Annotated in this window: 20 protein-coding genes; 13 read left to right on the forward strand and 7 right to left on the reverse strand. The window is 62.7% G+C overall.

Translation table 11 applies throughout. The annotated features are described in order from the left end of the window. Positions 1-353: 353 nt before the first annotated feature. Positions 354-1,820, reverse strand: a complete 1,467-nt coding sequence (locus tag ACFTWF_RS23060; RefSeq protein ID WP_378463499.1) for a Rieske 2Fe-2S domain-containing protein — start codon at positions 1,818-1,820, stop codon at positions 354-356. Between the two features lie 50 nt (positions 1,821-1,870). Then, the gene (locus tag ACFTWF_RS23065) at positions 1,871-2,074 is read right to left on the reverse strand and encodes a hypothetical protein (RefSeq protein ID WP_378463500.1); all 204 of its coding nucleotides are present in this window, start codon (positions 2,072-2,074) and stop codon (positions 1,871-1,873) included. A 1,184-nt stretch (positions 2,075-3,258) separates the two neighbouring features. Here ACFTWF_RS23065 and ACFTWF_RS23070 point away from each other — a divergent pair. From ACFTWF_RS23070 to ACFTWF_RS23105, 8 genes are all read left to right on the forward strand, one after another. Further along, positions 3,259-4,302, forward strand: a complete 1,044-nt coding sequence (locus ACFTWF_RS23070; RefSeq protein WP_378463501.1) for a Rieske 2Fe-2S domain-containing protein — start codon at positions 3,259-3,261, stop codon at positions 4,300-4,302. A gap of 33 nt (positions 4,303-4,335) precedes the next feature. Continuing rightward, positions 4,336-4,530: a ferredoxin gene (locus tag ACFTWF_RS23075; protein WP_378463502.1), complete on the forward strand. Its 195-nt coding sequence runs from the start codon at positions 4,336-4,338 to the stop codon at positions 4,528-4,530. A gap of 603 nt (positions 4,531-5,133) precedes the next feature. Then, entirely contained in the window at positions 5,134-6,219 is a 1,086-nt protein-coding gene (locus tag ACFTWF_RS23080) for a cupin domain-containing protein (RefSeq protein WP_378463503.1), read from the forward strand. An 8-nt stretch (positions 6,220-6,227) separates the two neighbouring features. After that, complete coding sequence (locus ACFTWF_RS23085; protein WP_128639640.1) at positions 6,228-7,103, forward strand: fumarylacetoacetate hydrolase family protein; 876 nt, start codon at positions 6,228-6,230, stop codon at positions 7,101-7,103. Between the two features lie 453 nt (positions 7,104-7,556). Beyond that, positions 7,557-8,192 carry a PadR family transcriptional regulator gene (locus tag ACFTWF_RS23090; RefSeq protein WP_378463504.1) on the forward strand — a complete coding sequence of 212 codons (636 nt, stop codon included), beginning with the start codon at positions 7,557-7,559 and terminating at the stop codon, positions 8,190-8,192. Between the two features lie 263 nt (positions 8,193-8,455). Next, positions 8,456-9,664, forward strand: a complete 1,209-nt coding sequence (locus tag ACFTWF_RS23095) for an NAD(P)/FAD-dependent oxidoreductase (RefSeq protein WP_378463505.1) — start codon at positions 8,456-8,458, stop codon at positions 9,662-9,664. Between the two features lie 312 nt (positions 9,665-9,976). Then, positions 9,977-10,741, forward strand: a complete 765-nt coding sequence (locus tag ACFTWF_RS23100; RefSeq protein ID WP_378463506.1) for an SDR family NAD(P)-dependent oxidoreductase — start codon at positions 9,977-9,979, stop codon at positions 10,739-10,741. Positions 10,742-11,227: 486 nt separating this feature from the next. Next, positions 11,228-11,962 carry a sugar phosphate isomerase/epimerase family protein gene (locus ACFTWF_RS23105; RefSeq protein WP_378463608.1) on the forward strand — a complete coding sequence of 245 codons (735 nt, stop codon included), beginning with the start codon at positions 11,228-11,230 and terminating at the stop codon, positions 11,960-11,962. Between the two features lie 315 nt (positions 11,963-12,277). Here the strand turns inward: ACFTWF_RS23105 and ACFTWF_RS23110 are convergent, their stop codons facing one another. The 5 genes from ACFTWF_RS23110 to ACFTWF_RS23130 form a co-directional block, all read right to left on the reverse strand. Further along, positions 12,278-12,721 (reverse strand): helix-turn-helix domain-containing protein, encoded by a 444-nt coding sequence (locus tag ACFTWF_RS23110; protein ID WP_378463507.1) that lies wholly within the window; start codon positions 12,719-12,721, stop codon positions 12,278-12,280. Positions 12,722-13,063: 342 nt separating this feature from the next. Further along, positions 13,064-14,245 carry a cytochrome P450 gene (locus tag ACFTWF_RS23115; RefSeq protein ID WP_378463508.1) on the reverse strand — a complete coding sequence of 394 codons (1,182 nt, stop codon included), beginning with the start codon at positions 14,243-14,245 and terminating at the stop codon, positions 13,064-13,066. A gap of 36 nt (positions 14,246-14,281) precedes the next feature. Then, positions 14,282-15,442 carry an NAD(P)/FAD-dependent oxidoreductase gene (locus ACFTWF_RS23120; protein WP_378463509.1) on the reverse strand — a complete coding sequence of 387 codons (1,161 nt, stop codon included), beginning with the start codon at positions 15,440-15,442 and terminating at the stop codon, positions 14,282-14,284. Then, entirely contained in the window at positions 15,439-15,630 is a 192-nt protein-coding gene (locus ACFTWF_RS23125) for a ferredoxin (protein ID WP_378463510.1), read from the reverse strand. Before ACFTWF_RS23125 ends, ACFTWF_RS23120 begins: the two co-directional genes overlap by 4 nt. A 46-nt stretch (positions 15,631-15,676) precedes the next feature. After that, positions 15,677-18,298, reverse strand: coding sequence for an alpha/beta hydrolase fold domain-containing protein (locus tag ACFTWF_RS23130; protein ID WP_378463511.1), 2,622 nt, complete (start codon positions 18,296-18,298; stop codon positions 15,677-15,679). Positions 18,299-18,535: 237 nt separating this feature from the next. Here ACFTWF_RS23130 and ACFTWF_RS23135 point away from each other — a divergent pair, with 237 nt between their 5' ends. The 5 genes from ACFTWF_RS23135 (at position 18,536) to ACFTWF_RS23155 (ending at position 25,553) form a co-directional block, all read left to right on the forward strand. After that, positions 18,536-19,366, forward strand: coding sequence for a GntR family transcriptional regulator (locus ACFTWF_RS23135; protein ID WP_378463512.1), 831 nt, complete (start codon positions 18,536-18,538; stop codon positions 19,364-19,366). A 624-nt stretch (positions 19,367-19,990) separates the two neighbouring features. Beyond that, positions 19,991-21,787, forward strand: coding sequence for an FAD-dependent monooxygenase (locus ACFTWF_RS23140; protein ID WP_378463513.1), 1,797 nt, complete (start codon positions 19,991-19,993; stop codon positions 21,785-21,787). Then, complete coding sequence (locus tag ACFTWF_RS23145; protein WP_378463514.1) at positions 21,784-22,650, forward strand: fumarylacetoacetate hydrolase family protein; 867 nt, start codon at positions 21,784-21,786, stop codon at positions 22,648-22,650. The genes ACFTWF_RS23140 and ACFTWF_RS23145 overlap by 4 nt, the downstream gene beginning before the upstream one ends. Positions 22,651-22,663: 13 nt before the next feature. Beyond that, positions 22,664-23,587: a VOC family protein gene (locus ACFTWF_RS23150; RefSeq protein ID WP_378463515.1), complete on the forward strand. Its 924-nt coding sequence runs from the start codon at positions 22,664-22,666 to the stop codon at positions 23,585-23,587. Further along, positions 23,577-25,553: an acetoacetate--CoA ligase gene (locus tag ACFTWF_RS23155; RefSeq protein WP_378463516.1), complete on the forward strand. Its 1,977-nt coding sequence runs from the start codon at positions 23,577-23,579 to the stop codon at positions 25,551-25,553. The genes ACFTWF_RS23150 and ACFTWF_RS23155 overlap by 11 nt, the downstream gene beginning before the upstream one ends. Positions 25,554-25,694: the final 141 nt, after the last annotated feature.

Raw genomic sequence — 25,694 nt, forward strand, 5'->3', positions numbered from 1 at the left:
TGTCCTTGGTCCGTCCGGTGATCGCAACGTATCCGTCGGAACCCAGATGTCGCCGGATACATCCACCGGCTGGCGTCGATCGCTTCGGCGGTCTTGTCCCGGTGTTCCGTACCCGAGCATCACCGGGTACCCGCGGGGAGCACAGTTCGCCTAGCACCCCCGCGGAACTGTCAATCCGGTTGCGAGATGGACGATCTTGACCTTTCGCGGCGCGGGCCGACCCGGCCGGCGGCGGAGACGCGCGGCCTCCTGATGAACGTTGAGGAAATCATTCGACCGCGCGTGCCAACCCGAGAGCTAAGGTGTGACGTTCCCGTGCGTAGGGCCGCCCGGGTGTGACTGGAGCAGTATGGCTACCGGTTTCTCCTGTTATCGAGGTGTGAAACTTCTTGCTCAGCGGAAAGGCCAAGAGACTTCTCGTACAGATGATAGAAGTGTCGGATTTTGACATCGTGCTTTCGTCCGAGGTTCACGTAACCGATCTGGTTGTTACGGATTCCCGTCATCATACCGTTCATGATGGCTATGTCCTGACTGAGGAACGAGCCGAGGTTGAATGCGCCGACATTGTCCAAACCTGGAACGGAGGTGAAGTCATCCCCTTCGGGCACAAGATGCATCGGCGCTGAAGGCGGTGCATCGGCACCTTCCGGAATGGGCGCGAGAACCATGACGTCCATAATGGAGTAATTCGGCGTATTACCGTAGGGGCGGAAGCGATAGACCATTCCGGAGTTCATTCCGGTGAACGGCGAAAAATTGGGGAAAAGCGTATACCACATCACATCGACGATTTCGGAGTCACACCAGTTGTCGACAACGGGTCCGAGCGATGCTCGTAGCGCCTCGCGATTGATGTCGATCTGCGCTTCTCGGGCGGTCTTGCCCGGTGGGAGCGTGATGTCTTCGACGCTTTCCTCGTCGTCCCATGCGCCATTCCAACGTTCGAAAATTTCCTGTTCTGTCGGCGTAGTCGCCACGTATGGGCTTGTCTGCCCGAACGGGAGGACGCCGAACGACCAATTGTTCCAAGTCGCGTACTGACTGCATTCGTCAGAGTTGACGATGGCGAACTGGGGATGGGTGGTGATGACGTGAAACGTGTCCAAGAAGGCTTCCTGGACGGCCTTCCAGTTCGTCGGGAAGATTTTGGCAAAATGTATTACTTTATGCCGGTTGGCGTAGCCACCTTGATTCTCGATAGGCGCAGCCGTCTCCCCGATATACTCCTCGAAGGAACCAGCATTCGGATCGGGATTGATAAAGACAAATCCCATCCACGTGGCGACTTGAGTCTGCGGCAGGGCGAGTTCGTCTTTATCGATCTGGGGAAAATCTTCGGGGAACGGCACGAGTTGACATGCGCCGTCCAAGCCCCAGGTAAAACCATGAAAGCGGCATTGAATGCGATCGATCCTGCCCGGCTCGTCGACGAGGGCGGCGCCGCGGTGAAGACACGAGTTCCAGTACCCCTTGATCGAGTCCGTGCTCTCCCGAACGATGAGAAACGACATGTTCGCGACCTCATAGACGAACGTATCGCCAACTTCCGGAATGTCCTCTTCGCGACAGGCGAGCTGCCACGAGCGCTTCCAGATGTGTTCGACCTCCAGGTCGTGCACTTCCTGATCCAGGTACCACCGGGTCGGGATCTGATTTGGCCCGATGTCGGACTCTCCCAGATCACGCAGATATGGCGGGACCGGGCGAGTGTCCGAGGCTAGAATTTCTTCGTAGGATTGGAATTGGCCGGGGTGGCTGTGTTTGACGAAGGCGCGATTCGGTGCAGTTGCGGTCTTGTTGTCGATTGTCTCGGTCATTTCTTCTTCCTTCGTTTCAATATCGGGGGTCTCAACGCCGTTATGACTGCTTATTCGGTGACCGTTACCGTCCGAATTTTTCCATCCGCGACCCATTGCGCCATCGACGGATCGCACGTGCGCCGCTCCCCGCTGATCCAGCGTCCTGTGCGGGTGAACAAACCCTCTTTGTTATTGGAACCGACGACCCTGACCGTGCCATCGGGGTTCTTGTAGTAGGCCGTCTTGCTGAGGGGATGGCGAAGCATAACCATATTTCTCTCCTATCCGTGGGGTGCGTGCCGTCGATGCTCTTTATCGTCCAATGGCGTCAGGCTTCGCGGGCGAGCGGCGGAAATCGGCGCCCGGAACGTGCGGTTGGTCGGGCTGTGGAAGACGTCCTTCAAGTGCGTTGGAATCCTGGCCTTGTGGCAATGCGGGGATCGATAACCTGCCGCGTTTTTGGTTGCTCGCCGTCCAGGACGGGGGCTGTGCGCGAACAGCTGAAGTACCCGCTTTGGCGCCCGCTGCGTGCATACGATTTGTGCCGGCGAGGTCACAATTGTGATCTCCGTCACCACGGCAGCGATATTACGGAGAATTTGACTATCAGTCAAGGTCTGCCGGGGCAGCGCGGGCACCGCCTGCTCGGCGCACTGCGATGGCCGCGACACCGTCCGCGGCGTCGCGCTTGGCAGCGACCACGAGTGGATCGCTTCGGTGGTAGTGTTATCCATCTTGCTCACCAAGTTTCGGTGGTCGTGAGTCCGAGCGGTTCCGGGTTAACGCTCGCGCAGAATCCCGGTCTATCCGTGTTTCGTCGCACCGGACCTACGTGGGATGACTGACTGCTACATCGACAGCCTCTGCGGCGTCGCGAGCACGAAGAAAATATGTCATGTGTGTCACATTGACTGACCGCGAGGGCGGCGTCACGGGTAATAACACCCGTACCCACCACCCGGCGTGTGCCGCCAAGGCGTTGACCGTCTCGTGCGAAGGGCTGTGCGGGCCTCGCTTACCGATGGTCGTGGGGGACTGCCCCTGGGCAGTTGATTGGAAGTTCCCCGCACGATCTGTCCGACAGTGGCGGAGGGGCCCGATGGTTCAGAGGGTCATAGCGTCGAACCTTGTGTGCCTGCGGTGATCGATACTGTGGCGACGAGGTGCTCAAGGCGGAACTGGACGCCGTCGTACGAGCACATCCTCGTGTTGGTGGCGGGCTGTCCGGCCGCCAGGGCGATCGCTCGCTAAAGCCGGTCCGACCGGCTTCGGCCTGTATCGAACTCTGGCGACCACAGAGATCTGCTGCGAGGGGTGGCATTTGCACTTCCGATCCCTCGGCATTCGCACTCAAGGGCGCCCTCGGCGGATTCGGATCACGCCTTCCGCTCGCAGCCAGTCAGATGGTGAAGACTAGGGGTTGACAAGTCTGTGTGTATGAACTTACATACTTGGTGTGTATCCCGTCACCTTTCCCCGCAACCACTGGTATGTGGCCGGCCATGCTCAGGACTTCGATCGCGCTCTGATGTCGCGGTGGATTCTTGGAGACCCGATCTGCTTCTACCGCCGGCAGGACGGGGCCCCTGTGGCTCTCGTCGATCGTTGTATCCACCGACAGATGCCCCTCTCTTTGGGCCGCCTCAAGGGTGATGACCTCGAGTGCGGCTATCACGGGATTCTCTACGGAGACGACGGGCAAGCGCGGCGCATTCCGGCTCAGGCGCATGTCCCGCCGGCATGTCGCGTGCATCGTTATCCCACCAGGGAATCCGGAGGACTGGTGTGGATTTGGATGGGCGACCCGGACAAGGCGGACGAATCGATGATCCCCGCACACCCGTGGTTGGAGTCGCAGGACTGGACCGTTGTGCGCGGTACTTTGCATTTGGATGCCCGCGCCCAGTTGATAAACGAAAACCTCCTCGATCTTTCCCATGTATCCTTCCTGCACCCCGAGACCATCGGCACCGAAGAAGTCGCCGAGTCTCCCGTCTCGACTGACTTCGACGAGCGCTCGGTCCGGGTGACGCGGGCGATGTTCGATATTCAGAGCCCGCCGCTGTTTCAGCAAGTGATGGGATTGAACGGGCGAATCGACCGCGAGCAGATTGCCGAGTTCATCGCTCCGAACTTTCATATCACCCACGTCACGGCGAAGCCGGCCGGTGCAGACCCGGAGGGCGACCAAGTGTGTCGCCACAAGGCAATTCACTGCATCACGCCGGAACGAGGCAACAGCGCCCACTACTTCTGGGCGGTCACCCGTGATTACCGGACCGATGACCACGAGGTGAGCACTCTCTGGGAGCAGGGAACACCAACAGTCTTCGGGCAGGACATAGCTGCCGCGGAAGCGATCGAGCGGGTGATCTCCGCATACGAGCCTGGGTATCCGACCGAGCTGAATATGAAGGTGGACGGTGGCCCGCTCCGAGCCAGGCGCATCATCGAACGGATGATTGCCGATGAGTCAGAAACCCGAACCGAGACAGCGTGACTCGAAGTACTAATGAGAAGAGAGGAGCCCTACATGCGTATCAGTGTGGACCGTGATAAGTGCTGTGGGTTCGGGACATGCACGGTCATCGCGCCGGCCTTATTCGACCTGCGAGCGGATGACAATTTGGCATACCCACTGATCGACGAGCCAGGTGTCGAGCACCGCGAGGTGGCGCGAGAGGCCGCCGAGCAGTGCCCGACCGAGGCTATCGTGATTACCGACTGAGAACATGACTGAAACAACGCTTCCACAAGGATCACCGGTGCACGGTCCAGCCTATGAACCGCTTGGTGCGTGGTGGACTTTCGATGCACCGTCGTTGCGGGTACCGGACGCCGCTCATGGGTACGTATCCATCTGGTCGACAGGCAATAACGGACCCAGTGTGCTGTTGGTACATCGCAGCGGTACCGATCACCGAGAATGGGAGCCGATACTTCCTCTGCTGGTCGAGAACTTCGTCGTATCGGCGCTCGACGTCAGACCAGGGTCGGTTACAACCTCTGCGGACGCCAGCAGCATCCGTACTGCCGCGTGCGCGGTCGGAGCAGACTTGATCGTCGCGCACGGAGATGCCGCCGCAGCGGTACTCCTCGGGGCGCCGAGCGGTACTGGGATCCTGCTGTGGGAACCGCCCGGCGACATCTCCGATAGTTGGCACGAGCGATTCGATGTAGTAAGCGCTGACCAGGAAGTCTCGTCGATCCCTCGGCCGGCAGATGCAAGACCATACCGACTCGCGAACAGCCCGGTGGTAACCATCGCCGAGGTGCTGCGGCAGCAAGCCGGGATCGCCACTGCGGGACGGCCCGACGAAGGGACAAATGGATGACGACCCACCATGACATCGAGGCCGCGAACTCCGCTGCCGCTACCGAAGACCCCTACGTCGCGATCCGCGCACTGGGTACGGCTCCATTATGGCGTTACTACGGCAGCGTTCTACCCGCAGAACCGCAACCGAGCGCGGTTCCGTACCTCTGGAGCTACGCGGCGCTCCGACCGTACTTGCTGCGGTTTCTCGACGAGTTGTCGCTCGAAGAGGCAGAGCGTCGGGTCTTGATGCTTATCAATCCCGGCATGGTAGAGCCGCCCGCGACAACGACCTCACTGTATGCCGGCTTACAGATCATCGGACCGGGAGAGACAGCCCAAGCGCACCGGCATACCTCCAACGCGTTCCGGTATGTCATCGAGGGGTCAGGGGCGTACACGACGGTCAATGGCGAACGGGTCCATATGAACCCGGGAGACCTACTGCTGACGCCGAACTGGCATTGGCACGACCACTACCACGAGGGCGACGGCCCCATGGTCTGGCTCGATGCGCTCGACTACCCGCTGGCCACGAACTGCTTGGACATCAATTTCTTCGAACTGTACGGCGATCGATCGCAGAAGAGTTCCGTACCCGACGACCTCTCGTCCCGACAGTTCATCCATGGTCAACTCTCACCGGCCTGGGAAGTAGTGCACACTGAGGCGTCGCCGGTGGGAAACTATCCCTGGGCCGAAACGGCGCGAGCGTTCGACGCGATCGCCGACGACGCCGAGGGAAGCGCCGCAGAAGGCGTGCTGCTCGAGTACAAGAACCCTCTTACCGGTGGTCCTGTTCTGCCCACCATGGGATGCCGGATCAGCAGATTGCGGCCCGGGTTCAGGGGCACGCCGGTCAAGCGGACCTCGAGCGCGATCTACCACGTCGTCCAGGGTTCCGGCGTAGCCCAAGTGGGGAACCAGCGCCTGGAGTGGCACGACAAGGACGTGTTCGCCGTACCACCGTGGCACACTTTCGAGCTGCGAAATGACAGCGCCTCGCAGGATGCCTATCTATTCAGCTACACCAATGAACCGGTGCTTCGGGCCCTGGGCTTCTTCCGTGAGGAACTGCCCGACGACACCGACCGCCCCTAGGAGGATTAGTGCGCTTCGTCGTTTTCGCAGAGCAACGGCTCGGACTCGTCGAGGATGACGTCGTCATCGACGTGACCTCTCTGCTTTCCGGCCCCATTGGACCGGCAGGACCACTGCACCATCTCATCGAGTCCGGAGAAACCGGTGCGTGGTCAGACGCGCAACTGCGCGAACTGCCCCGGCAGCCGCTCACCGAGGTGACCGTGCAGGCACCCCTGCCCCGGCCGCCGAAGATCATTGGCGCACCGGTCAATTATCTCGACCACAAGGCCGAGATGTCCTACACGCACTCCATCGCCGATCTCGGTGTGTTCTTGAAGGCGTCGTCCTCGGTCGTCGGACCGAATGATCAGGTGCAGCTCCCCTACGAGGACGTACGCACCGATCAAGAAGGCGAGCTTACCGTCGTGATCGGTAAGACCGCTCGAGACGTCGACGCCGACAACGCACTGGAGTACATCTTCGGATACACCTGCGGACTGGACATGAGCGTCCGCTCAACCGAAGATCGCTCGACTCGCAAGTCGTTCGACACCTTCACCCCGCTGGGGCCAGTGGTGGTGACTGCCGAGGACGTCGGAGATCCCGGCGCACTAGAACTCGAAACCCGCGTCAACGGCGTGGTTCGCCAGCACACCTCGACGAAAGACCTCATCTTCGGAGTCCGTGAGTTGGTGGCCTACACCAGCTCTGTCATGACGCTCTGGCCTGGTGACGTTATTTTGACCGGCACGCCGGCAGGGGTCGGCCCCGTCGCAGACGGCGACACGATCGAGGTCGAGATCAAAGGCATCGGGACGCTCACCGTCACCGTCACCAGTGCGTCCGCCCGTCCGTACGCGGAGCGCCCCGGAACCGAGAGTGCGATCGCAGCCCACACCTGATGGTGCCGGTCGGACCACCTGCCCGTTTCCGGGTGGCTTGACCGTTGTTGGGCTCCCTCGGGTGCCGATGATCGCGCAACTCCAGTTGCAATCAAGACTGAATTGCGTGTGTGGGTGGCACCTCAATCTCGTGTGGGTGGCACCGCCAAGGACGTGCCGAGTCACCCGGCGACAGCGCCCCGGACTCCCTGCGGTAAGCGGGATTCTCGGGACCACGACCGGTCGTCCCGCTGTCGTCCGCTTTGGTTGCCGCTCGGCGCCTCGGAGCAGGCAAAGCGGGTGTGCTGCCCGTGGGGCCACGAAACGGGTGTCTCTGAGGCGTCGGGGAGCACCGCATGGCCCGCAAATCGCGGGATCGCTCGTGACTTCTGGCTGGGTGTCCATGGGGGGACGCTACGGTGAGCGAATACAATCTGAGTGAATGTACATACAGTCTGAGGTTCAGGGGTTCCGATGTCGTTGCGTATGGCAGTGCTTGCGTTGCTGACCGCCCGTCCCATGACGGGATTCGATGTGATGCGACAGTTCGACGCGTCGGTCGGATTCCTCTGGAACGCCCCGCATACCCAGATCTATCCCGAACTCAAAAAATTGGAGCAGGCCGGCCTGGTCCAGGGTGCCGACCTACCGCGGGGCCCGAAGGGGACCAAGCGCCAGTACCGCATCACCGAGGACGGTATCGCCGAACTGCGGGCAATGATGAACGAAATCGAGGAGCCTCGTCGCGAACGTGATCCCTATCGGCTGAAGGCTGCCTACATGGAATGGGCTGACCCCGAGGCCGCCCGTGCTCAACTCGTTGCACACCTCGAGTTTTTCCAGGCAGCCGAGATCCTCTATCAACAGCAGCACGACGACATCCTGGGACGGAAGATCCCCCTGTTGCGTGACCGACTCGAAGACGTGCCGGCTGAGCAGCAGCAAGCCGTGATCGAGTTCAAGGCATTCGCTTATGCAGGGTTGGTCACCCGTGCGCGTGGTGAGGTCGAGTGGGCGAAAACCGGTCTGCGGCTGCTCGATCGACTCGCTCGCGAGCGTGCCGACAGCGATGCGGTCGCCGAAGCGGTGGTACGCAAGCTCGGCGCATAGGGCCGGCTTGCCGCCGAAACTTCGGTGGCAAGCAACCCACCGCACAAAGCAGGAAAGCACGTCACACCATTGTCCACACACCCCGCTGTATGTATGTTTATCAATACATATCCCGGCCGTCCAGCCGGCGTTTCCCGATCCCACCATCCCAGCTCGGAGGCAGTACCGATGACTCGACCCGCGCGTGACCTGCTCCTATCTCCTCGGATACGTTCCATCTCGGGAACGCCCGCGCGTTCGTCGATGCAGACCGGCGGCAACCGATGAGCCGCCGCATCGTTGTGGCAGGGGGCTCTCTCGCCGGCCTGGCCACCGTAGAGGCGTTGAGAAAAAACGGGTACACCGATGCGATCACCGTGTTGTCCCAGGAGCACGCCCTTCCCTACGACCGTCCCCCCCTGTCGAAGCAGGTCCTCAAAGGCGAATGGACCACCGAGAAGATCCGTTTGCGCAGTCCGGAGCAGCTCGAGGCGCTTGACGTCGACTGGCGGGCAGGCGTCGGGGCGAGCAGCCTCGATCTCGCGGCACAGGAAGTTACCGGCTCGGATGGCATCCCAGTGCACTTCGACGATCTCGTCGTCGCGACGGGAACGCGCCCGCGAACCCTGCCAGGCCCCGACCTCGCTGGCGTGTACACGCTCCGTACCGTGGACGACGCGCTCGCCCTACGCGCCGAACTTCGCCCGGGAGCACGTGCGGTGATTATCGGGGCTGGCTTTATCGGTGCCGAGGTCGCGTACGCTGCACTCGGTGTCGGGATGCAGGTTTCGGTCATCGAACGGATGTCACTCCCGCTCGAAGAAAAGCTCGGCCCGCTCGTCGGTGGCTTCTGCAGTGATCTGCTGCGCCGCCACGGAGCCGACCTCCGGTGTGGGGTGGGTGTCAACGCCTTCGAGGGGGACGGCGAACGGGTGAAGCGTGTCCTCCTCAGCGATGGCAGCATCCTCGACGCCGACGTGGTGGTAGTCGGTATCGGGGCAGTGCCGAACACGGAGTGGCTCGGTAGTGAACTGCCCGTTGAGAACGGTCTGCTCTGTGACAGCTACTGCTCGGCTGCGCCCGGGATCTGGGGGGCGGGCGACGTCGCTCGCTGGACAAATCCGCTGTTCGGCCGCCGAATGCGGATCGAGCACTTGACCAACGCCCGCGAACAGGCCGCGGTGGTGGCACACAATTTGCTCACGACCGAGAACGAGCGCAAGCCATATGCGCCTGTCCCGTACTTCTGGTCCGACCAGTTCGGGACACGGCTGCAGTTCTTCGGCCACAGCACACCCACCGACGAGATCCACGTGATCGCCGGCAATCCCGAAGATTCGAGCAGTCGGACCCCATTCATTGCTCTGTTCGAGCGGGACGGAGTGATCGTCGGAGCATTCGGAGCCGATGCGTCCCGTCAACTCATTCGCTATCGCGGACTGATCGCAGATGCCAAACCCATCGACTCAGCATTGGGTCTCGCTCCGGTTTGAACCGGCGATACAGACCCGAACCGCAAAGACTGCCCACGTCCTCGATGAAGTTCGGATCCCTCGTGAATCGGGCACTTGCGGAAATCGGTTGCGCACGGGCCAAACCTCGACTAGAGATTTGGCGAAGAGATCGACGAACCGACCCGGTTGTCGATGCATGAACCCTGCGCGGGCAAACCATCAGATTCACGACATCGTCGTAATCGAGCGTGAACAATCCCGCGTGCGGGATTGGACGCCGGTCTGTTGACAGCCAAATTCCAGGCGTAGGCCCCAGCCTCGTCCGAATCCAAGTTCTAAAAGGAGTTCTTCATGCGCGGGCTAAAAGACAAGGCGATCATCGTCGCCGGCGGTGCGACGGGACTCGGGGCGGCCACCGCCAAGCGGCTCGCTCAGGAAGGTGCTCGTGTCGTGGTGGGAGACATCAACGGCGCAGGAGCGAATCACACTGCTGAACAGATCAATCTCGCGGGCGGCACAGCCTACGATTTCGAGTTCGACATCTCCGAGGAAGACTCCTGTCGTGCGCTCGTCCAGGAAACACAGCTGCGTTGCGGCGCAGTCGACGGACTTTACAACGTCGCTGCCGACCTCTCCGCAGACAACCTCGGGCGTGATACCGACGTGGTCAGCCTCCCGATCGAGGTCCTCAAGCACACCTTGGAAGTCAATCTGATCGGATACTTCTACACCTGTCGGCACGCCATCCCCGCGATGCTTGAATCCGGCGGAGGAAGTATCGTCAACATGACATCGGGGGTCGTGCTAGGAACGCCAATGTTTGCCGCTTACGGTGCTTCGAAGGGAGGCATCATTGCTTTGAGCCGCCACATTGCCGCACGGTTCGGAAAAGATGGAATCCGTTCCAACGCAGTCGATCCGGGTATCACAATGACAGATAACCAGCGCGAATCAGTATCCGACGAGATGCGCGATGTCTTGCTCAATTCAGTACGATCCTCACGCTACGGTGAGCCGGAAGAAGTCGCTGCCATGGTCGCATTTCTTCTGTCCGACGAAGCCACCTGGATCAATGGTCAAACCTACGCAGTGAGCAGCATGGCCGGAGCACCGTAGAAATTCCGTCCAGGTGCGACGCTACCGAGCGTTGCCCGGACTCCGCCAGAGACGCGCTCGCCGTGATCGGCCTCGACCTGCCGGATCCAGCTCCGTAACGCCTCCGGGTGCACGTTCAGCTGCGGTGGAGGATTCCAGTGACTCGGCTGCCGCTAATCGGACGGCTATTGAGTCTGAAGGCAGTTATCTTGTCGATGCGCGTACGACACCAAAATCGTGTCTCGTACGCGCTCTCGCCGATGTCATTCCGATCGTGGGTGACCGTGCACCGAGGCGAGACACGTAAGCAACAGCAACCGCAGCCTAGTCGACCGACTCGATCAATGTTCTACATCGAAAGGTAGTGTTATGACCGCGATGACCGATAGTCCCCGGCGATGGGCACTTAGATATACCGCACATCTAGGTTACGAACCCCCGTTGTTACGGCCGCAGTTTCAAGCCACTCTCGGTAACGACGTTTCTGCCCATGTCCACAACGCGGCGATGTTGGGTATGTCAGGCGTACTCTATCCATGGGTGTTAGGCCGTCCGCCGACCGAGGTCCGGGCCGTTAGGGATGCCCTGCGAGCGACCGGTCTCGTGTCCAGCTGCGTAGTCACGGTCCCATTGGAGGCCTTCATGGAACCCATTTGGACTGATCGGACGAGGTCGGGGCGCGAACGGATTGAGAGGACCATCTCCACAGCCGCGGCGGCGGCTTCTGAGCTTGGCACAGGCGTTTTGATGGTCCCCCTTGCTGAAGACCCTGCGGAAGCCAATCGAGACGTACAACTGGAGGCCGCTGCACACAATCTCCGTATTGCCGCAAACGTGGCCGCGGACAACGGCATGGTAATCGGAATCGAACCGATGAAATCATTGCCGGGGTTGCTCGTGCGCTCCATCTCCGAGGCGGTAGCGGTCATCGAAGCTACGGACCACAAAAGTGCGGGCATTATCTTCGATACCGGGCATGCCTCGGATACTGATGGTGACGTGGAATCGGCCTTCGCGATGGCATTCCCTTACATGGTTCTGCTTCAGATTGTGGACCAGCCCGGAAGAGTGGAGCCCACCACGGATTCGCTCCCACTCATCAGGATCGCAGCTGCAGCATTGCGGCGCGGGTATCGCGGCCTCGTCGACCTCGAACACGGTTGGAAAGACCTGTCGATTGCTGGTGAGAGAAACGGCGTGGAATCCATAAAATCATTCGACGCGGCAGTTCAAGATCGTTGACCCGACTACCTGACGTACCCCTTGAGGACTCGATAGGTCTCAACACTGTCTCTTCGCGCACCGCAGCGTCCAACAATCGCACCCGGTAGCGCCTGCTGCCACGCTCCTGATCAAGTCGCAAACTGTAGGGCTGACCCACAGCACCTACCGAACGTGAGCCGGAAGGCGACGACCCTCGCACTGTCGATCGACGAAGCGGCACTGGACGTCTGAGCCGGAGGGCGATCGTCGTCGAACGCCGAAACGGCGCAGAAGCAGTCGGCAGCGTTCAACCCGCAGAGGCGTGCCCGGTGGTGGTACAGGCAGGTGAGCGTCTCAGTGAGTGGATTTCGATCGTTGTCGGCTCTGCATCACCCACCACATCTCAACGAGCGTCTGGGTGTCGTCGAGCTGCGCCCCCACCGTTGATTCGAACTTGGCCAACCGGTATCGGAGCGTGTTGACGTGAATCGAGAGGGCAACAGAGGCCTGCTTGATGGAACGTTGGCATTGTAAGTATGCCCAGACCGAATCGAGGATTTCGTCCGGTTTGCCGACATTGGCTTGGATCGGTGTGACGTATCTGGCCTCCAGACGTTGAGCAACCTGGGGGTAGTCAGCGACTGCTTGCAGAATCCCGATCTGGTCAGCGGTGACCAGCCCACGTTTGTCGAAGACCAGTGCTGATTGAAGCGTGCCGGTCGCCTCGCTGAACGCGGCACCGAGCTGATCTGGATAGACCGGTCCGGCGATCGCAACAGTACATTCGGGGGCGTTCACGAGACTGGGGACACATCCGACGATTGCGCTGACATCCTGGTCGATGTAGCACGCGAGACCACGGAACCCTGGAACCGTGCCGCGCTGCTCCAGAACCGACAGGAGTGAGTCTTGCTGGGGCGCATGCGCCCGTATCACCCAGTACCTGTCCCCGGCTGTAATGCCGGCGGGAGGGAACCGCAGTGCACGCGGTGGCGAAAGCCTCGCGGCCCCAACTCGATCTGGTGCTCCAGCGTTCCATCTTCGACGGGTTTCTGCATTACGAAAACATCTCGTCGCCGGAGGCGAGTCCTACCGGGAAAGTCGCAGACGCCGAAAGGACCTGCCCTGACCATTGATCTATTAGGCCGGTACGACGGACACCGGGAGCGACTGTAGCGAACGGATGGTGTTGTTGAGGGACCACTGCGGGCGTCCTACTTCGAATCGGTGTACTCGCGCGGACAGTGCTCTGAGCAACGCGTGCGCTTCGAGACGTGCGAGGCCCTGTCCGACGCAGCTGTGCACCCCGTGTCCGAAGCCGACATGTTGGGCCGCGCTCCTTCTGACATCGAACACTTCTGGATTCTTCCACTTGCGTTCGTCGCGATTTGCCGACGCATAGAGCATGAGGGCCCAAGATCCTTCGGGAACCGTGACATCTCCGTAGACGGCATCACGCTTGAGGTGGCGGTAGAACCCTCGGATGGGCGACTCGATCCGCACGACCTCGTTGAATGCGTTCGGGATTGTTGTCGTGTCGGAACGGACGATGTCCCACTGCTCGGGATGCTCGCCGAACAGGTACAGCATGCTTGCGAGCGCGCTGATGGTTGTGTCGAGGGAAGGAGCGAGGTAGTCGATCAGCAACGACGCAAGCGTGGGTTCATCGATTCCCGCTTGCCGGCCTTCTGCGAGGAGTTCGTCTCCCCAACCGCCGGAGCGGAGCTTTCCCGACTGGACGAGCGCAGCGGTGTAGGCACCCATTTCCATTACCGCAGGAATGCTTTCGACGGTCCGTTCATTCATCGGACCGATGGTGTTGAATCCGGCTGCGGCCCAGTCGAGAAGGCGGTCACGTCCTTCTTCGGGCCAGCCGATCAGATCGGGGACCAATGACACGGGGAACACTTGGGCGAAATCGCTCACGGCGTCGAAGGTTCCCAGTTCGATCAGATGATCCACCAGCGCCTCGGCTCGGCGCTGCACCTCGTCGTGGTGTGCTCGCAGCGCCCGTGGGCTCAGTCGCGGCGCGATCAATGCGCGCAGCCGGTCGTGCTCCGGCGGATCGCTGGAGACAGTGTTGCCTGCGAGTTGCTGGTTGGTCTCCGGGGTCAGGGCGACCCCTGATGCAGAGGAAAACGTCTCTGCATCGTGCAGGCCCGCGTATACCTCGTCATAGCGGGTAACGGCCCACACATTGTACTTTTCCATCCACACGGCAGGACCGAGGTCGCGCAGCGTTTGATAGGCCGGATACGGGTCAAGTATTGCCTGATCTGAGTAGATATCGAGGTTTGTCGCAGGCAGTACCGGGGTGGTCATGGGGATCATCCTCTTTTTCGCGAGTTAGGCAGTGGATCAAGGAAGACTGGAAAGAGCGGGGATGGGGGAGTGATAGAGCTTTTTCAGCTTTGCCGGCGGAATCCGGTGATTGACGGCAAGCAGGGTGCGGTGCCGGTCGGTCCGCTGCCATGACATGAGCGCCCGGCCGTCGGACAGATTCCCCTCCAGCACTGCATAGTGCGATCTCGGTCCTTGCTCCCCGACCATTTTGATATCGAGTCCGAATTGTTCGGTCCAAAAGTAGTCCGACGCCCGATAGGCAGGAGTGTTCGTTCCGTGCAACAACGCACGGGCGGCGGTTCGAGCCTGGTCGACGGCGTTCGACCAGCTCGGCGTTTTGATGAACTCCCCTGTGGCTGTGGTCATCACGGCGACGTCACCGGCGGCCACGATGTTCTCCCGGACCCGGCACCGTTCGTCGACGACGACTCCTCCGTGCACGGCCACCCCCGAGCCGGCCAGCCATTCAACATTTGCGCAGTCGCCGATGGCGGTTATCACCAGATCAGCCTCGAGACGTCGCCCGTCGACGAGTTCCACGCCCGCAGGCTTCGGGGCTCCGATCAGTCGGACGCCACCGTCGGCGACCACCATGGTGACGCCCATACTCATCGCGGTGGTGCGCACGTACTTCGCCACATCGGGGCCCAAAAGCCTTTCGAGCGGCGGCGCGAGGTCGACCACGGTGACAGCCTTGCCGAGGTCGTGACATGTGGAGGCGACTTCCATGCCCAGGAATCCGCCGCCGACCACCAGCACCGATGATGCGGATTCCAGTTCGTGGCGGATGCGAGTGCAGTCAGCGTGCGAGCGGAGTACTCGCTCGTCCTGATCGGCCCTGCCGAGTCGCCTTGCGCGTCCACCCGTGGCGATGATCAGACCGTCGTACGGCACCGCGCCGGTCGCAGTGCTGACCACTTTGGTGTCGGTATCGAGGGCAAGGGCGCGGGTGTTCAGCCGGACGTCGATGTCGTCGGACAAGGGGGCGAGGACCGCCTCGTTGAAGGGCATCGAGCCGTCGAGGACGCCCTTCGATAGCGGAACTCGTGTGTATGGCGGCACGTGTTCGTCGCTGAGCATGGTGATCGTGCCTTCGAAGCCTTCGATGCGCAGAGTTTCGATCGCCGTCACGGCTGCGATCGAACCGCCTACGACGACGATGTCCCGCAAACTCATCGCTGCGCTTTCAGTGCTGCGACCGGACATACGCGCACGCCCGCCTCGGCCTTGAGCTCGAGGCCCGGATCGAGCTCTTCGGTGAGGACCACGACGACGGCGTCCTCGTCGAGTCCGAAAACCTCGGGAGCCACCTCCTCGCAGAGGCCGTGGCCTTCACATCGCTGGCGGTCGGCTTGAATTCGCATGGTACGGCTCCTGTTCGATCGACCCTCGGATAGAGGGGTTAACTTGTCAGCGGGACGCTTTCGCGTTGTCGGCTTGTGACGAGTCGAGGCGGTGTGCGAGAAAGTTGGCGACCGCGGCGCGTTGCTCGCTGCTACGCGCCACCGCGAGCGAGAGCGAGAAGACCCCGTGCGCCAGGCCGGGGAATCGTTGCTGCTCGACGTCGGCCCCGGCGTCGTGCATGGACTTTGCAAGTAGCTCCGCCTCGTCGCGGAGCGGATCACATTCATTGCTGAGAATGAGCGTCGGCGGAAGTGTCGACAGCTCCGACAGGTCCAGCGCGAGTCGTGGATCCCGAGTATCCCCAGGCCCTGACGCGTATTGCTCGATGAACCAGAGCAAATCCTCTCGCCGCACCAGCGGACCATCCGCGTACTCGGCAAGCGAAGGTGTGGTGATCGCCGGATTGACCCACGGGTTGATCAGCATCAGCGCCGACAGTGGCCGGCCGTCGCGGTGGGCGTGAGCTACCGCCGAGGCGGCAAGCGAGCCGCCCGCCGACTCACCGGCAACGGCGATCTTCGAGGGATCGCCGCCGTGGTCCGCGATGTTGTCGAAGGTCCAGGACAGCGCGGTATCGGCATCGTCGTGGGCTGCGGGGAATCTGTGCTCAGGAGCGAGCCGGTACGTGGCCGACACCACGATGGCGCCTGTCCGTGCGGCAAGGTCGCGGGCCGGCTCGTCGGCGACCTCCAATCCGCCACTGACAAATCCGCCGCCGTGGAAGTAGACCAGCACGGGCGCGCCCGGCCTTTCCGCGGGAACGTAGACACGTAGTACCTGTTCCGCCTCGGGGCCATAACGGTGCTCGGTGACCCGTACCATCTGCTGTCTCGGAGCCTGCATCTCCAGGAAGGAGTCCGCAAGCGACCTGGCACCCTCGATACCGATGTCCCGCAGGCCCGCAACACCTTGCTGGGCGAGCATCTCGTCCAGGAACATCACCGAGGGATCCACGGCCGGAGCAGGGGACGCGGTGTCGAGGTCGGCGGATGTTCCCGCGAAGCGGAAGCCCCGGTAATCGTTCTTCTGAACATTTGCGCAGATGGCTCGATACCGGGGCACTCCGCCGATGTAGAGCAGCATCTTTCGGGGCTTGCCGGGCACGTTGGCACCGACGAACCAGGAGTTGTTCGATTGCGCGATAAGTGTCGCGTTCCCCATGGCCGTGGTTTCGGCGTCCCACTGACTCTGAGCCTGCTCGGTCGCCTCGAAGATGTAGTGCCCGTGGTCGTCCATGTAGGTGATCATGTCGGCGATGAAGTCGACGTGATCCTCGATGGCGAGTGGGACCGTGTAGACCACGGCGGGGCTCTGTGGGCCGGTGATCATGAACATGTTGGGGAAACCGGTCGAGGTCAACCCGAGGTAGGTCTCCGGGCCCTCCTTCCAGGCATCGACCAAACGAACACCGCCTCGACCCGTCACATTCAGAGACAGCAGTGGACCGGTCAGTGCATCGAAACCCATGGCGAGGATCAGCACGTCGAGCTTGTGCACCGTGCCGTCTGCCAACCGCACCCCCTCTGGCACGGCCGAGTCGATCGGATTCGCAGAGACGTCGACGAGTGACACCGAATCCCGATTGAAGGTCTCGTAGTAGGAGTTCTCCAACGGTGGTCTCTTGGTTCCGTATGGGTACGTGGTCGGGGTCAGAAGCTCGGCGGTGGCGGGGTCCGATACCCGGTCTCTGATTCGATCCCGGATGTACTCGGAGACGGTGTCGTTCGCAGCCCGGTCGAGCAGGAGATCCGCGAAGCTGTCCATGATGAGCCGAAATCCGCCCCTGCCCCAGCGGTCGTCGTAAACGGCACGGCGTTCTTCCGCGGTGACCGCGAGGGCTGATGGCTGCACCTCCGAGTAGGGAAGTCCGAACATGTGGTTGCGTGAGGCCGATCGCAGTTCGGCATACGCAGCCTTCTCAGCGGCTTCCTCCTGCGGGTCCGTCGGGTAGTTGTTGATGGGAGTCGCGTAATTCGGGGTGCGCTGAAAAACGGTAAGACTCTCCGCCACCTTCGCCACCTCGGTGATGACCTGGATCCCACTCGCGCCAGTTCCGATGACCCCGACACGCTTCCCGCTCAGATCCACGTCCTCACGCCAGTTCGCTGTGACCAGGGTGCGGCCTGCGAATGACTCGATCCCCCGAATATCCGGGGCTTTGGGCACCGAGAGCGTCCCGCTACCCGAGACCAGGAAGCGAGCGCAGTGACGGGTGCCGCGATCAGTCGAAACAATCCAGAGGTCCGCGTCCTCGTCCCAGTCCACCCGCGTGATGCGCGTGTCGAATGTGACGCTTCGCCGAATGTCGAAGCGGTCGGCGACGTACTCGAGGTAGCTCAGGATCTCGGGCTGGCTCGGATAGCGTTCGCTCCAGTGCCATTGCTGCTGCAGTTCCTCGTCGAACGAGTAGGAGTAGTGGACGCCGGCGATGTCGACCCTTGCTCCGGGGTAACGGTTCCAGTACCACGTTCCTCCGACTCCAGAGGCCGCGTCGAACGCGCGCACGTCGAGGCCTAGTTGGTCGCGGAACTTATGAATTGCGTATATCCCGGCGAAGCCCGCCCCGATCACGATGACGTCGTGACGAGTCGCGATCTGGTCGGGCGACGGGTGTTCGGTGGTGGTCATGGGTTGGTTCCCTCCAGGGGCACTCGCTGAAAAAAGTTGTGCATCGAATCAGCCGCACGGCACACGGTCATCGGAGTCGTCTCGGATCCGCGGGACCAGCGCAAAGCGGTCTCCGCAGGGCTGGTGCGTCGTGACGTACAACACAGCATGCACCGAACTAGACGATTTATCAATAGGAAATCGAAATTTCAGAGAAAAACGACGAGAACTGTCACGGCCGATACTTCAACGCATACCGTGGAAGAGGTGGAAGAGTCGGACCGGTTTGCCCCCTCGCCCAGCACTTCGCCGGCCTCAGGCTCAGACATTCGACAAAAAGTCGATCTTTCGCCAAAATTGCGAATTTACGATAGGATGTGCCGCATGGTAGACGAGGTGAAGACGACGCGAACGGAGATCGTCCATGATGCGTTGCGCGCGGACATCCTCAACGGCGACATCCTGCCGGGGGTGCGATTGCGTATCGCGGAATTGGGTGCTCGCTTCGGTGTAAGCCTGTCGGTAGTCCGGGAGGCACTGACACGTCTGGCCGAGCAAAACATCGTGGTCGCCAATCCCCAGCGAGGCTTCAACGTCGTCAGCCTCTCCCGCGAGGATCTCGAGGACATCACGCGCGTCCGCACCCAGATCGAGCCCCTTGCTCTGCGTGATTCCATCGAGCACGGTGGGATCGCGTGGGAAGCGCTGGTGGTGTCAACGCATCACACCCTCGAACGCACCCCGGTTCATTGCGAGGACGGGCGGGTCAACCCGGAGTGGCTCGAGGTCCACCGAAACTTTCATCAAGCACTGCTGTCCGGGTGCGGCAGCCCGCGTCTGCAAATGATCGCCAATTCTCTACGCGACGGCGCCGAACTCTATCGCGTGTGGTCGACCACGATCGCTCACGACGACGAGCGCGACCTCGCCGCGGAGCACCGGGCGATCATGGATGCGGCTCTGTCCGGAAACGTCGAGACCGCAGTCACGGAACTCACCGCGCACATCACGCGTACCACTGCGGCGCTGCTGACCTGCACTCAGACCGAGGCGTCCGCCGCTGCTGATGCTGTGAAGTCGGACCGGTAGGTCGACCACGGTTTCGCTGTCGGCACTTATGAATCGAGAGCATTGCGGCGTCGTGGTCACCTCCTGCCACTGACAGCGCGGCTGAGGCCTCGAGGCGGAGTGGCGGCCTGCGAAAAGAGGCGCTGTCGCTCGACCTGCACACCGTGCCGCTAGGTGCCGTCGCCGCACTGGATGGATGCGCGCTGACGACCAGGGTGCCGATGAGCCCGAGCGGTGTCATCGATCTACCCGGCATCGCACTGCAACCCTCCTGCGGTTCGCCTGCACCGCACCCGTCTGTTCGGGGAGCCGGTCCGGGCGCATGGCCTCGGGCACCCCCAGACTCGCTCAGCAATCCCAGAACGTACCGCCGCAGTGCCCACCTCACGTCGGAGCGTGACTCTCGTCGGCGCGCTTCATGGCGAATGCGGGCAGCAAGGACCTCGCGCGGAGCGCACCGAAGACGGCTTCGACCTGGGTCTTCAGTACCGGTCGGCATCCGTGGGATCGCATCACACAACAGAAAACCGATATTGGGCAAAAAAACGACATTCGCTTGCTATTCCGATTCGCGACGGGTAGAACTTGTGGTGCATGTCACGAACCCCAGCGGCGTATCGCCGCGTTCGAGAGGTTGAACCCGTTATGACCACCACCACTGTCCCGGTACTGATCGTCGGAGGCGGCGGCGCGGGCCTGTCCGCATCGATGCTGCTGTCCACCTACGGTGTCGACTCGTTGCTGGTCAGCGCCCTGCCGACCACGTCGACGTTGCCTAAGGCTCATGTACTCGGCCAGCGCACGATGGAGATCTTCACCGAACTCGGCGTTGCCGAGGAGGTCTACCGGCGCGGCACTCCGCCCGACAATCTGGCTGCCACCGCCTTCTATGCCGGCGTATGCGGAGCCAACCCGAACGCCGGCCGCGAGATCGGCAAGCTCGAATTGTGGGGAGCCGGTTATCGAGATCCGGAGTACATCGACGCCAGCCCGTGCCCGACGGGGAATTTGCCGCAGCTGCGCCTCGAACCCATCCTCAAGGAACGTGCCGACCAGCTCAACCCCGGCAGGGTCCGGTTCCACCACGAGTTGATCGCGCTCGAACAGGACGAGAACGGGGTGCTCAGTACCATCCGGAACAAGTCCACCGGCGAGGACTACCAGGTGCACTCGCAATATGTGATCGCCGCCGACGGCGGCCGCACCGTCGGCGAGCTGGTCGGTATCTCGCTCGAGGGGCAACGCAACATTCTCGATATGGTCTCGGTGCACATGAGCGCCGACCTGTCCGGGGTGCTCGAGGACGATTCGGTGTTGCTGCGGTGGCTGACCAATCCCGACTTCGGTGGCACCTTCACCGGTGGGGTGCTGTGCCCGATGGGACCGGACCAGTGGGGCACCCGCTCCGAAGAATGGGCCTTCCACATCGGCTACCCTCACGGCGACCCCGATGCCGGTGACCGCGACAAGGTCATCGAGCACATGAAAACCCTGCTCGGTCTGCCCGACCTCGACACTGAAATTCATGCCGTGTCGGTGTGGACCATGGAGGGCGTCGTCGCCGACCGGTTCCGCGCCGGCCGCGTCTTCGTCGCCGGCGACGCCGCCCACAAACACCCACCCACCAGCGGACTCGGGTTGAACTCCGCTATCCACGACGCTCAGAACCTGTGCTGGAAACTGGCGCAGGTTGTCGCCGGCCGCGCCGGAGACGGTTTGCTCGACACCTACGAAGACGAGCGTAAGCCCGTGGTCGAGCGCAACATCGCCAACTCGGTCCAATGCACCCACGATTCCTTCGCACTCGATGCTGCACTCGGGCTGTCACCGCAAAAGTCACCCGAGGAGAACTGGTCGGCGATCGAGGCCATCTGGGACGAGTCACACCCCGAACACCCCGAACGCAGCGACCTGGTCAACAACGCGCTCGCTGCGAAATCCGGGGAATTCCATCACCACGGGCTCGAATTCGGTTTCACGTACCTATCTGCCGCGATCGTCGACGACGGCAGCCCGGCGAGTGAGCCGATCGATCCGGTTCGGCTGTACGAGCCGAGCACCAAACCGGGCCATCCTTTGCCTCATGCGTTCGTCTCCCGACGAGGGGAGACGTTCCCGCTGCAGAACCTCACGCACGGCGGCAAATTCCTGCTCATCGCCGGCGAAGACGGGCAGGCGTGGGTCGAGGCGGCGAACAAGATCGCCGAAAGCACCGGGATCGCCCTCGAGGCGGTCACCGTCGGCGCCGACGACGCCGATCTCGCCGACGTGCGCTTCGCGTGGTTGCGCAAGCGTGAGATCACCCGCGACGGAGTGGTGCTGGTGCGTCCCGACCGATTCGTCGGCTTCCGCTCCGCCGGTGCCGTGGCCGACCCACAGGCCGCACTCACCGACGCCCTCGACAGCATCCTTTCCACCCACGACCTAGGAGTCCCACAGTGAAATTCGCCCATTACGACGGCCGGGCCGTCGTCACCGACGGTCAGCGCGCCGTCTTCGCCGCCGACGCCAGCAACGGCAAGTATGCCGACGACCCGCAGAGCATCTTCGCCGTCTGGGACGAGTTCGCAACATGGTCGCAGACCGTCGACCTGGCGGACGGATTCGTGATCGACCGCACCAAACTCGGCGCACCCTCGCCGCAACCGCGCCAGGTGTTCGCGGTCGGCCTCAACTACGCCGACCACACCGCCGAAAGTGGACTCGACCTGCCCCCCGAACCGGCCGTGTTCACCAAGTTCCCCACCTCGGTCACCGGCCCCGACACCATTCTCGAACTGCCCACCGACACCGTGGACTGGGAAGCGGAACTCGTCGCCGTTATCGGTCGCCCCACCCACCGGGTATCCGAGTCGGCGGCGTGGGATCACGTTGCCGGTCTCACTGTGGGACAGGATATTTCCGAACGCACCCGCCAGCTCATCGGCCCCGCCCCGCAGTTCAGTCTGGGCAAGTCCTTCCCCGGATTCTCCCCCACCGGACCGTGGCTGGTCACCGTCGACGAACTCGGCAACCGCGACGACCTCGGGATCGGCTGCTCGGTCAACGGACAGGTCATGCAAGACGGCCGCACCAGCGATCTGATCTTCTCGGTTTCGCGCATTATCGCCAAGCTTTCGGCCATCCTGCCCTTGCTGCCCGGGGACCTGATCTTCACCGGCACCCCGTCCGGAGTCGGCGGCGCCCGCAAACCCCCGGTGTTCCTGCGCCACGGCGACGTCCTCGAAACCTGGGTCGAGGGCATCGGCACGATCACCTCCACCTGCCGCACCGGCACCCCGTACCCGGCCGGCAGCACCTCATAAACAGGAGCACATCATGGCACTTCACCGGCTCGGGTCCGTGACCATCGGCGTCCCCAACGTCGCCGAAACCGCCACCTATTACGAGGATTTCGGACTCACACCGCTCGGTCAGGACCGGTTCGCCACCACGGACGGCGGCGAACAGTTGCGGGTGGTACACGCGCCTCGGCGGCAAGTCGTCGAGATCACCATCGGCGCGGAGGACCAGGACGATATCGACCGGATCGCCCGGCAGATCGACCGGTTGGACCTGGCGGCCGCGGTGACCGAGGGCCGGGTCGAGGCGCTCGAACCGATCGCCGGGTTCAAGGCCGTCGTGCAGATCATGCCGCACCTGGCTCAGGAACCCGTCCCGGCCACGCCCTATAACGGTCCCGGCCGCATCGACCGCGGCACCGGCCGGGCGCCGGGCATCCTGCGGGACGAGCGGGTGCGTCCGCACAAGCTCGGGCACGTGGTGATCGGGTCGACCGACCAGGCCGCGACCCAGAAGTTCTTCACCGACGGCATCGGACTCAAGGTCAGCGACGTGATCCCGTCCTTGGCCGCCTTCATGCGCTGCTCGACCGATCACCACAACGTCCTCGTCCAACAGGCCCCGGTGAACTTCCTGCACCACACCTCCTGGCAGGTCGACGACATCGACGAGATCGGCCGCGGCGCGATGGCGATGCTCGAACAGGATCCCGCCCGGCACGTGTGGGGCCTGGGCCGCCACCACGTCGGGTCGAACTTCTTCTGGTACCTCAAGGATCCGGCCGGCAACTTCTCCGAGTACTACTCCGACATCGACTGCATCGTCGACGATGCCTTGTGGGAACCCGGAGTGTGGGACGCCGCGCACAGCCTGTTCAACTGGGGGCCGCCGCCTCCGCCGTCGTTCGTCCTGCCCGAGGACCTCGCCGCACACATGACCGGATCCCACCATGCCGGCTGATTCGTCACCTGCAGAGGACGCCCTCTGGGTGCCCTCCGCAGAATTCATTGCCCAGTCACGGTTGACGGCGTACACCGACTACCTCGCCGCCGAGCGGGGGCGCACCTTCGACGACTACCCGCAGCTGTGGCAGTGGTCCACCACCGACCTCGCCGGATTCTGGAGCTCGATCCGCGACTTCTTCGACCTCGACATCGACGACCGCGATCGCCTCGTCGACGACAGTGCGGGTATGCCCCACACGAGCTGGTTCGTCGGTGCGACAACGAATTACGCCGCCAATGCGCTGCGCACCTCGGGGCCGGGTATCGCCGTCAAATCCCTCGACGAGACCGGCGTCCTCGCGATCCTCACCTGGGACGAACTGCGCCTGCGGGTCGGAGCGCTCGCCCACTGGTTCCGCAGCCAGGGCATCGAGCCCGGAGACCGGGTCGCCGCCTACGTGCCCAACATCGCGGCCGCGGTGGTGTCCATGCTCGCCTGCGCGGCCGTGGGAGCGGTGTGGGCCTCGTGCGCGCAGGAGTATTCGGCAGACGGTGCCCGCGACCGGTTCGCGCAGCTCGAACCGAAGATTCTCATCGCCGCCGACGGCTACCACTACGGCGGCAAGAAGCACGACCGCCGCGCGCAGGCGACAGCACTGGCCGGAGCCCTCGACTCGGTGGAAACGGTGTTGTGGATCGACAACCTCGGCTACCTCGACGCAACCACCGCCGGGCCCCGTTTCGACGAGGTCACCGCGAGCGGCCGTGAACCCGAATACACCCGCGTCGAATTCGATCATCCGCTGTGGGTGCTGTTCTCCTCCGGCACCACCGGCCGACCCAAGGGCATCGTCCACGGTCACGGTGGCATCGTCCTCGAACACACCAAGTTCCTGGGACTGCACGCCGACCTGAAACCCGGGGCGACGTTCCTGTGGTTGGCCACCCCCAGCTGGATGGTGTGGAACGTGCAGGTCTCCGGGCTGCTGTGTGGGGCGACAATCGTCACCTACGACGGCAGCCCAGCATGGCCGGACCCCGCCCAGCTGTGGCGCATCACCGACAAGCTCGACCTCGACTTCCTCGGCACCAGCGCCGCCAGCCTGATCGCGGCCCAGAAGCTCGACGCCCATCCTCGCGACGTTGCGCCCGGACTGCGACTGCGCGCGATCGGGAGCACCGGATCACCGTTGCCGCCGAGCACCGCGCAGTGGGTGTCCCAAATGCTGCCCGAGGTGTGGCTCGCCTCGGCCAGCGGCGGCACCGACATCTGCTCCGCGTTCGCCGGCGGCGTGCCCACCGAACCCGTCTACGCCGACCAGATCCAAGGCCCCCTACTCGGGGTCGCGCTCGCCGCCTGGAACGCCGACGGGGACCCGGTCCTCAACGAGACGGGCGAGATGGTCGTCACCCGCCCGATGCCCTCGATGCCGCTCTTCTTCTGGGACGACCCCGCCTTCACCAAATACACCGCCGCCTACTTCGACCGATACCCCGGCATCTGGCGCCACGGCGACTGGATCACCGTCACCGACCGGGGTGGGGTTATCGTGCACGGACGATCCGATGCGACGATGAACCGGCAGGGTGTGCGCATCGGCAGCGGCGAAATCTACGAAGTCGTCGAACAACTCGACCAGGTGCGCGATTCCTTGATCGTCGGCGTCGAACTCGCCGATGGCGGATACTGGATGCCCCTGTTCGTCGTTCCCAGCCACCCGGTGCCGGACCCCGACACCTTCACCAAAACCATCCGGGACACCATCCGCGTCGGCGTCAGCCCCCGGCATGTACCCGACGACGTCATCGTCGTCGACGCCCTACCCCACACCCGAACCGGCAAGAAACTCGAGGTACCCGTCAAGCGAATCCTGCAGGGCGCCGATGCGGCCACCGTGGTAAACCCCCAGGCCATCGACGACCCCGGCGCTTTGATCAGATTCGAGACCTTCCGTCCGCAGACCACCAGTACGTGGGGGTGACCTGGGCCAGGCCGCGGCGGCCGGGCCAGCATCTCCGACTGCGGAATAGCTGTGGTGTCGATACTGGTCGCCCATCTCAATCGGCCTGCACTGGCGTACCTGGGTAGCCACGAATGCAGCCACGGCCGGACGGTCGGCTTC

It is taken from the genome of Rhodococcus sp. NPDC056960, assembly GCF_042674125.1.
GTDB lineage: Bacteria > Actinomycetota > Actinomycetes > Mycobacteriales > Mycobacteriaceae > Rhodococcus_F.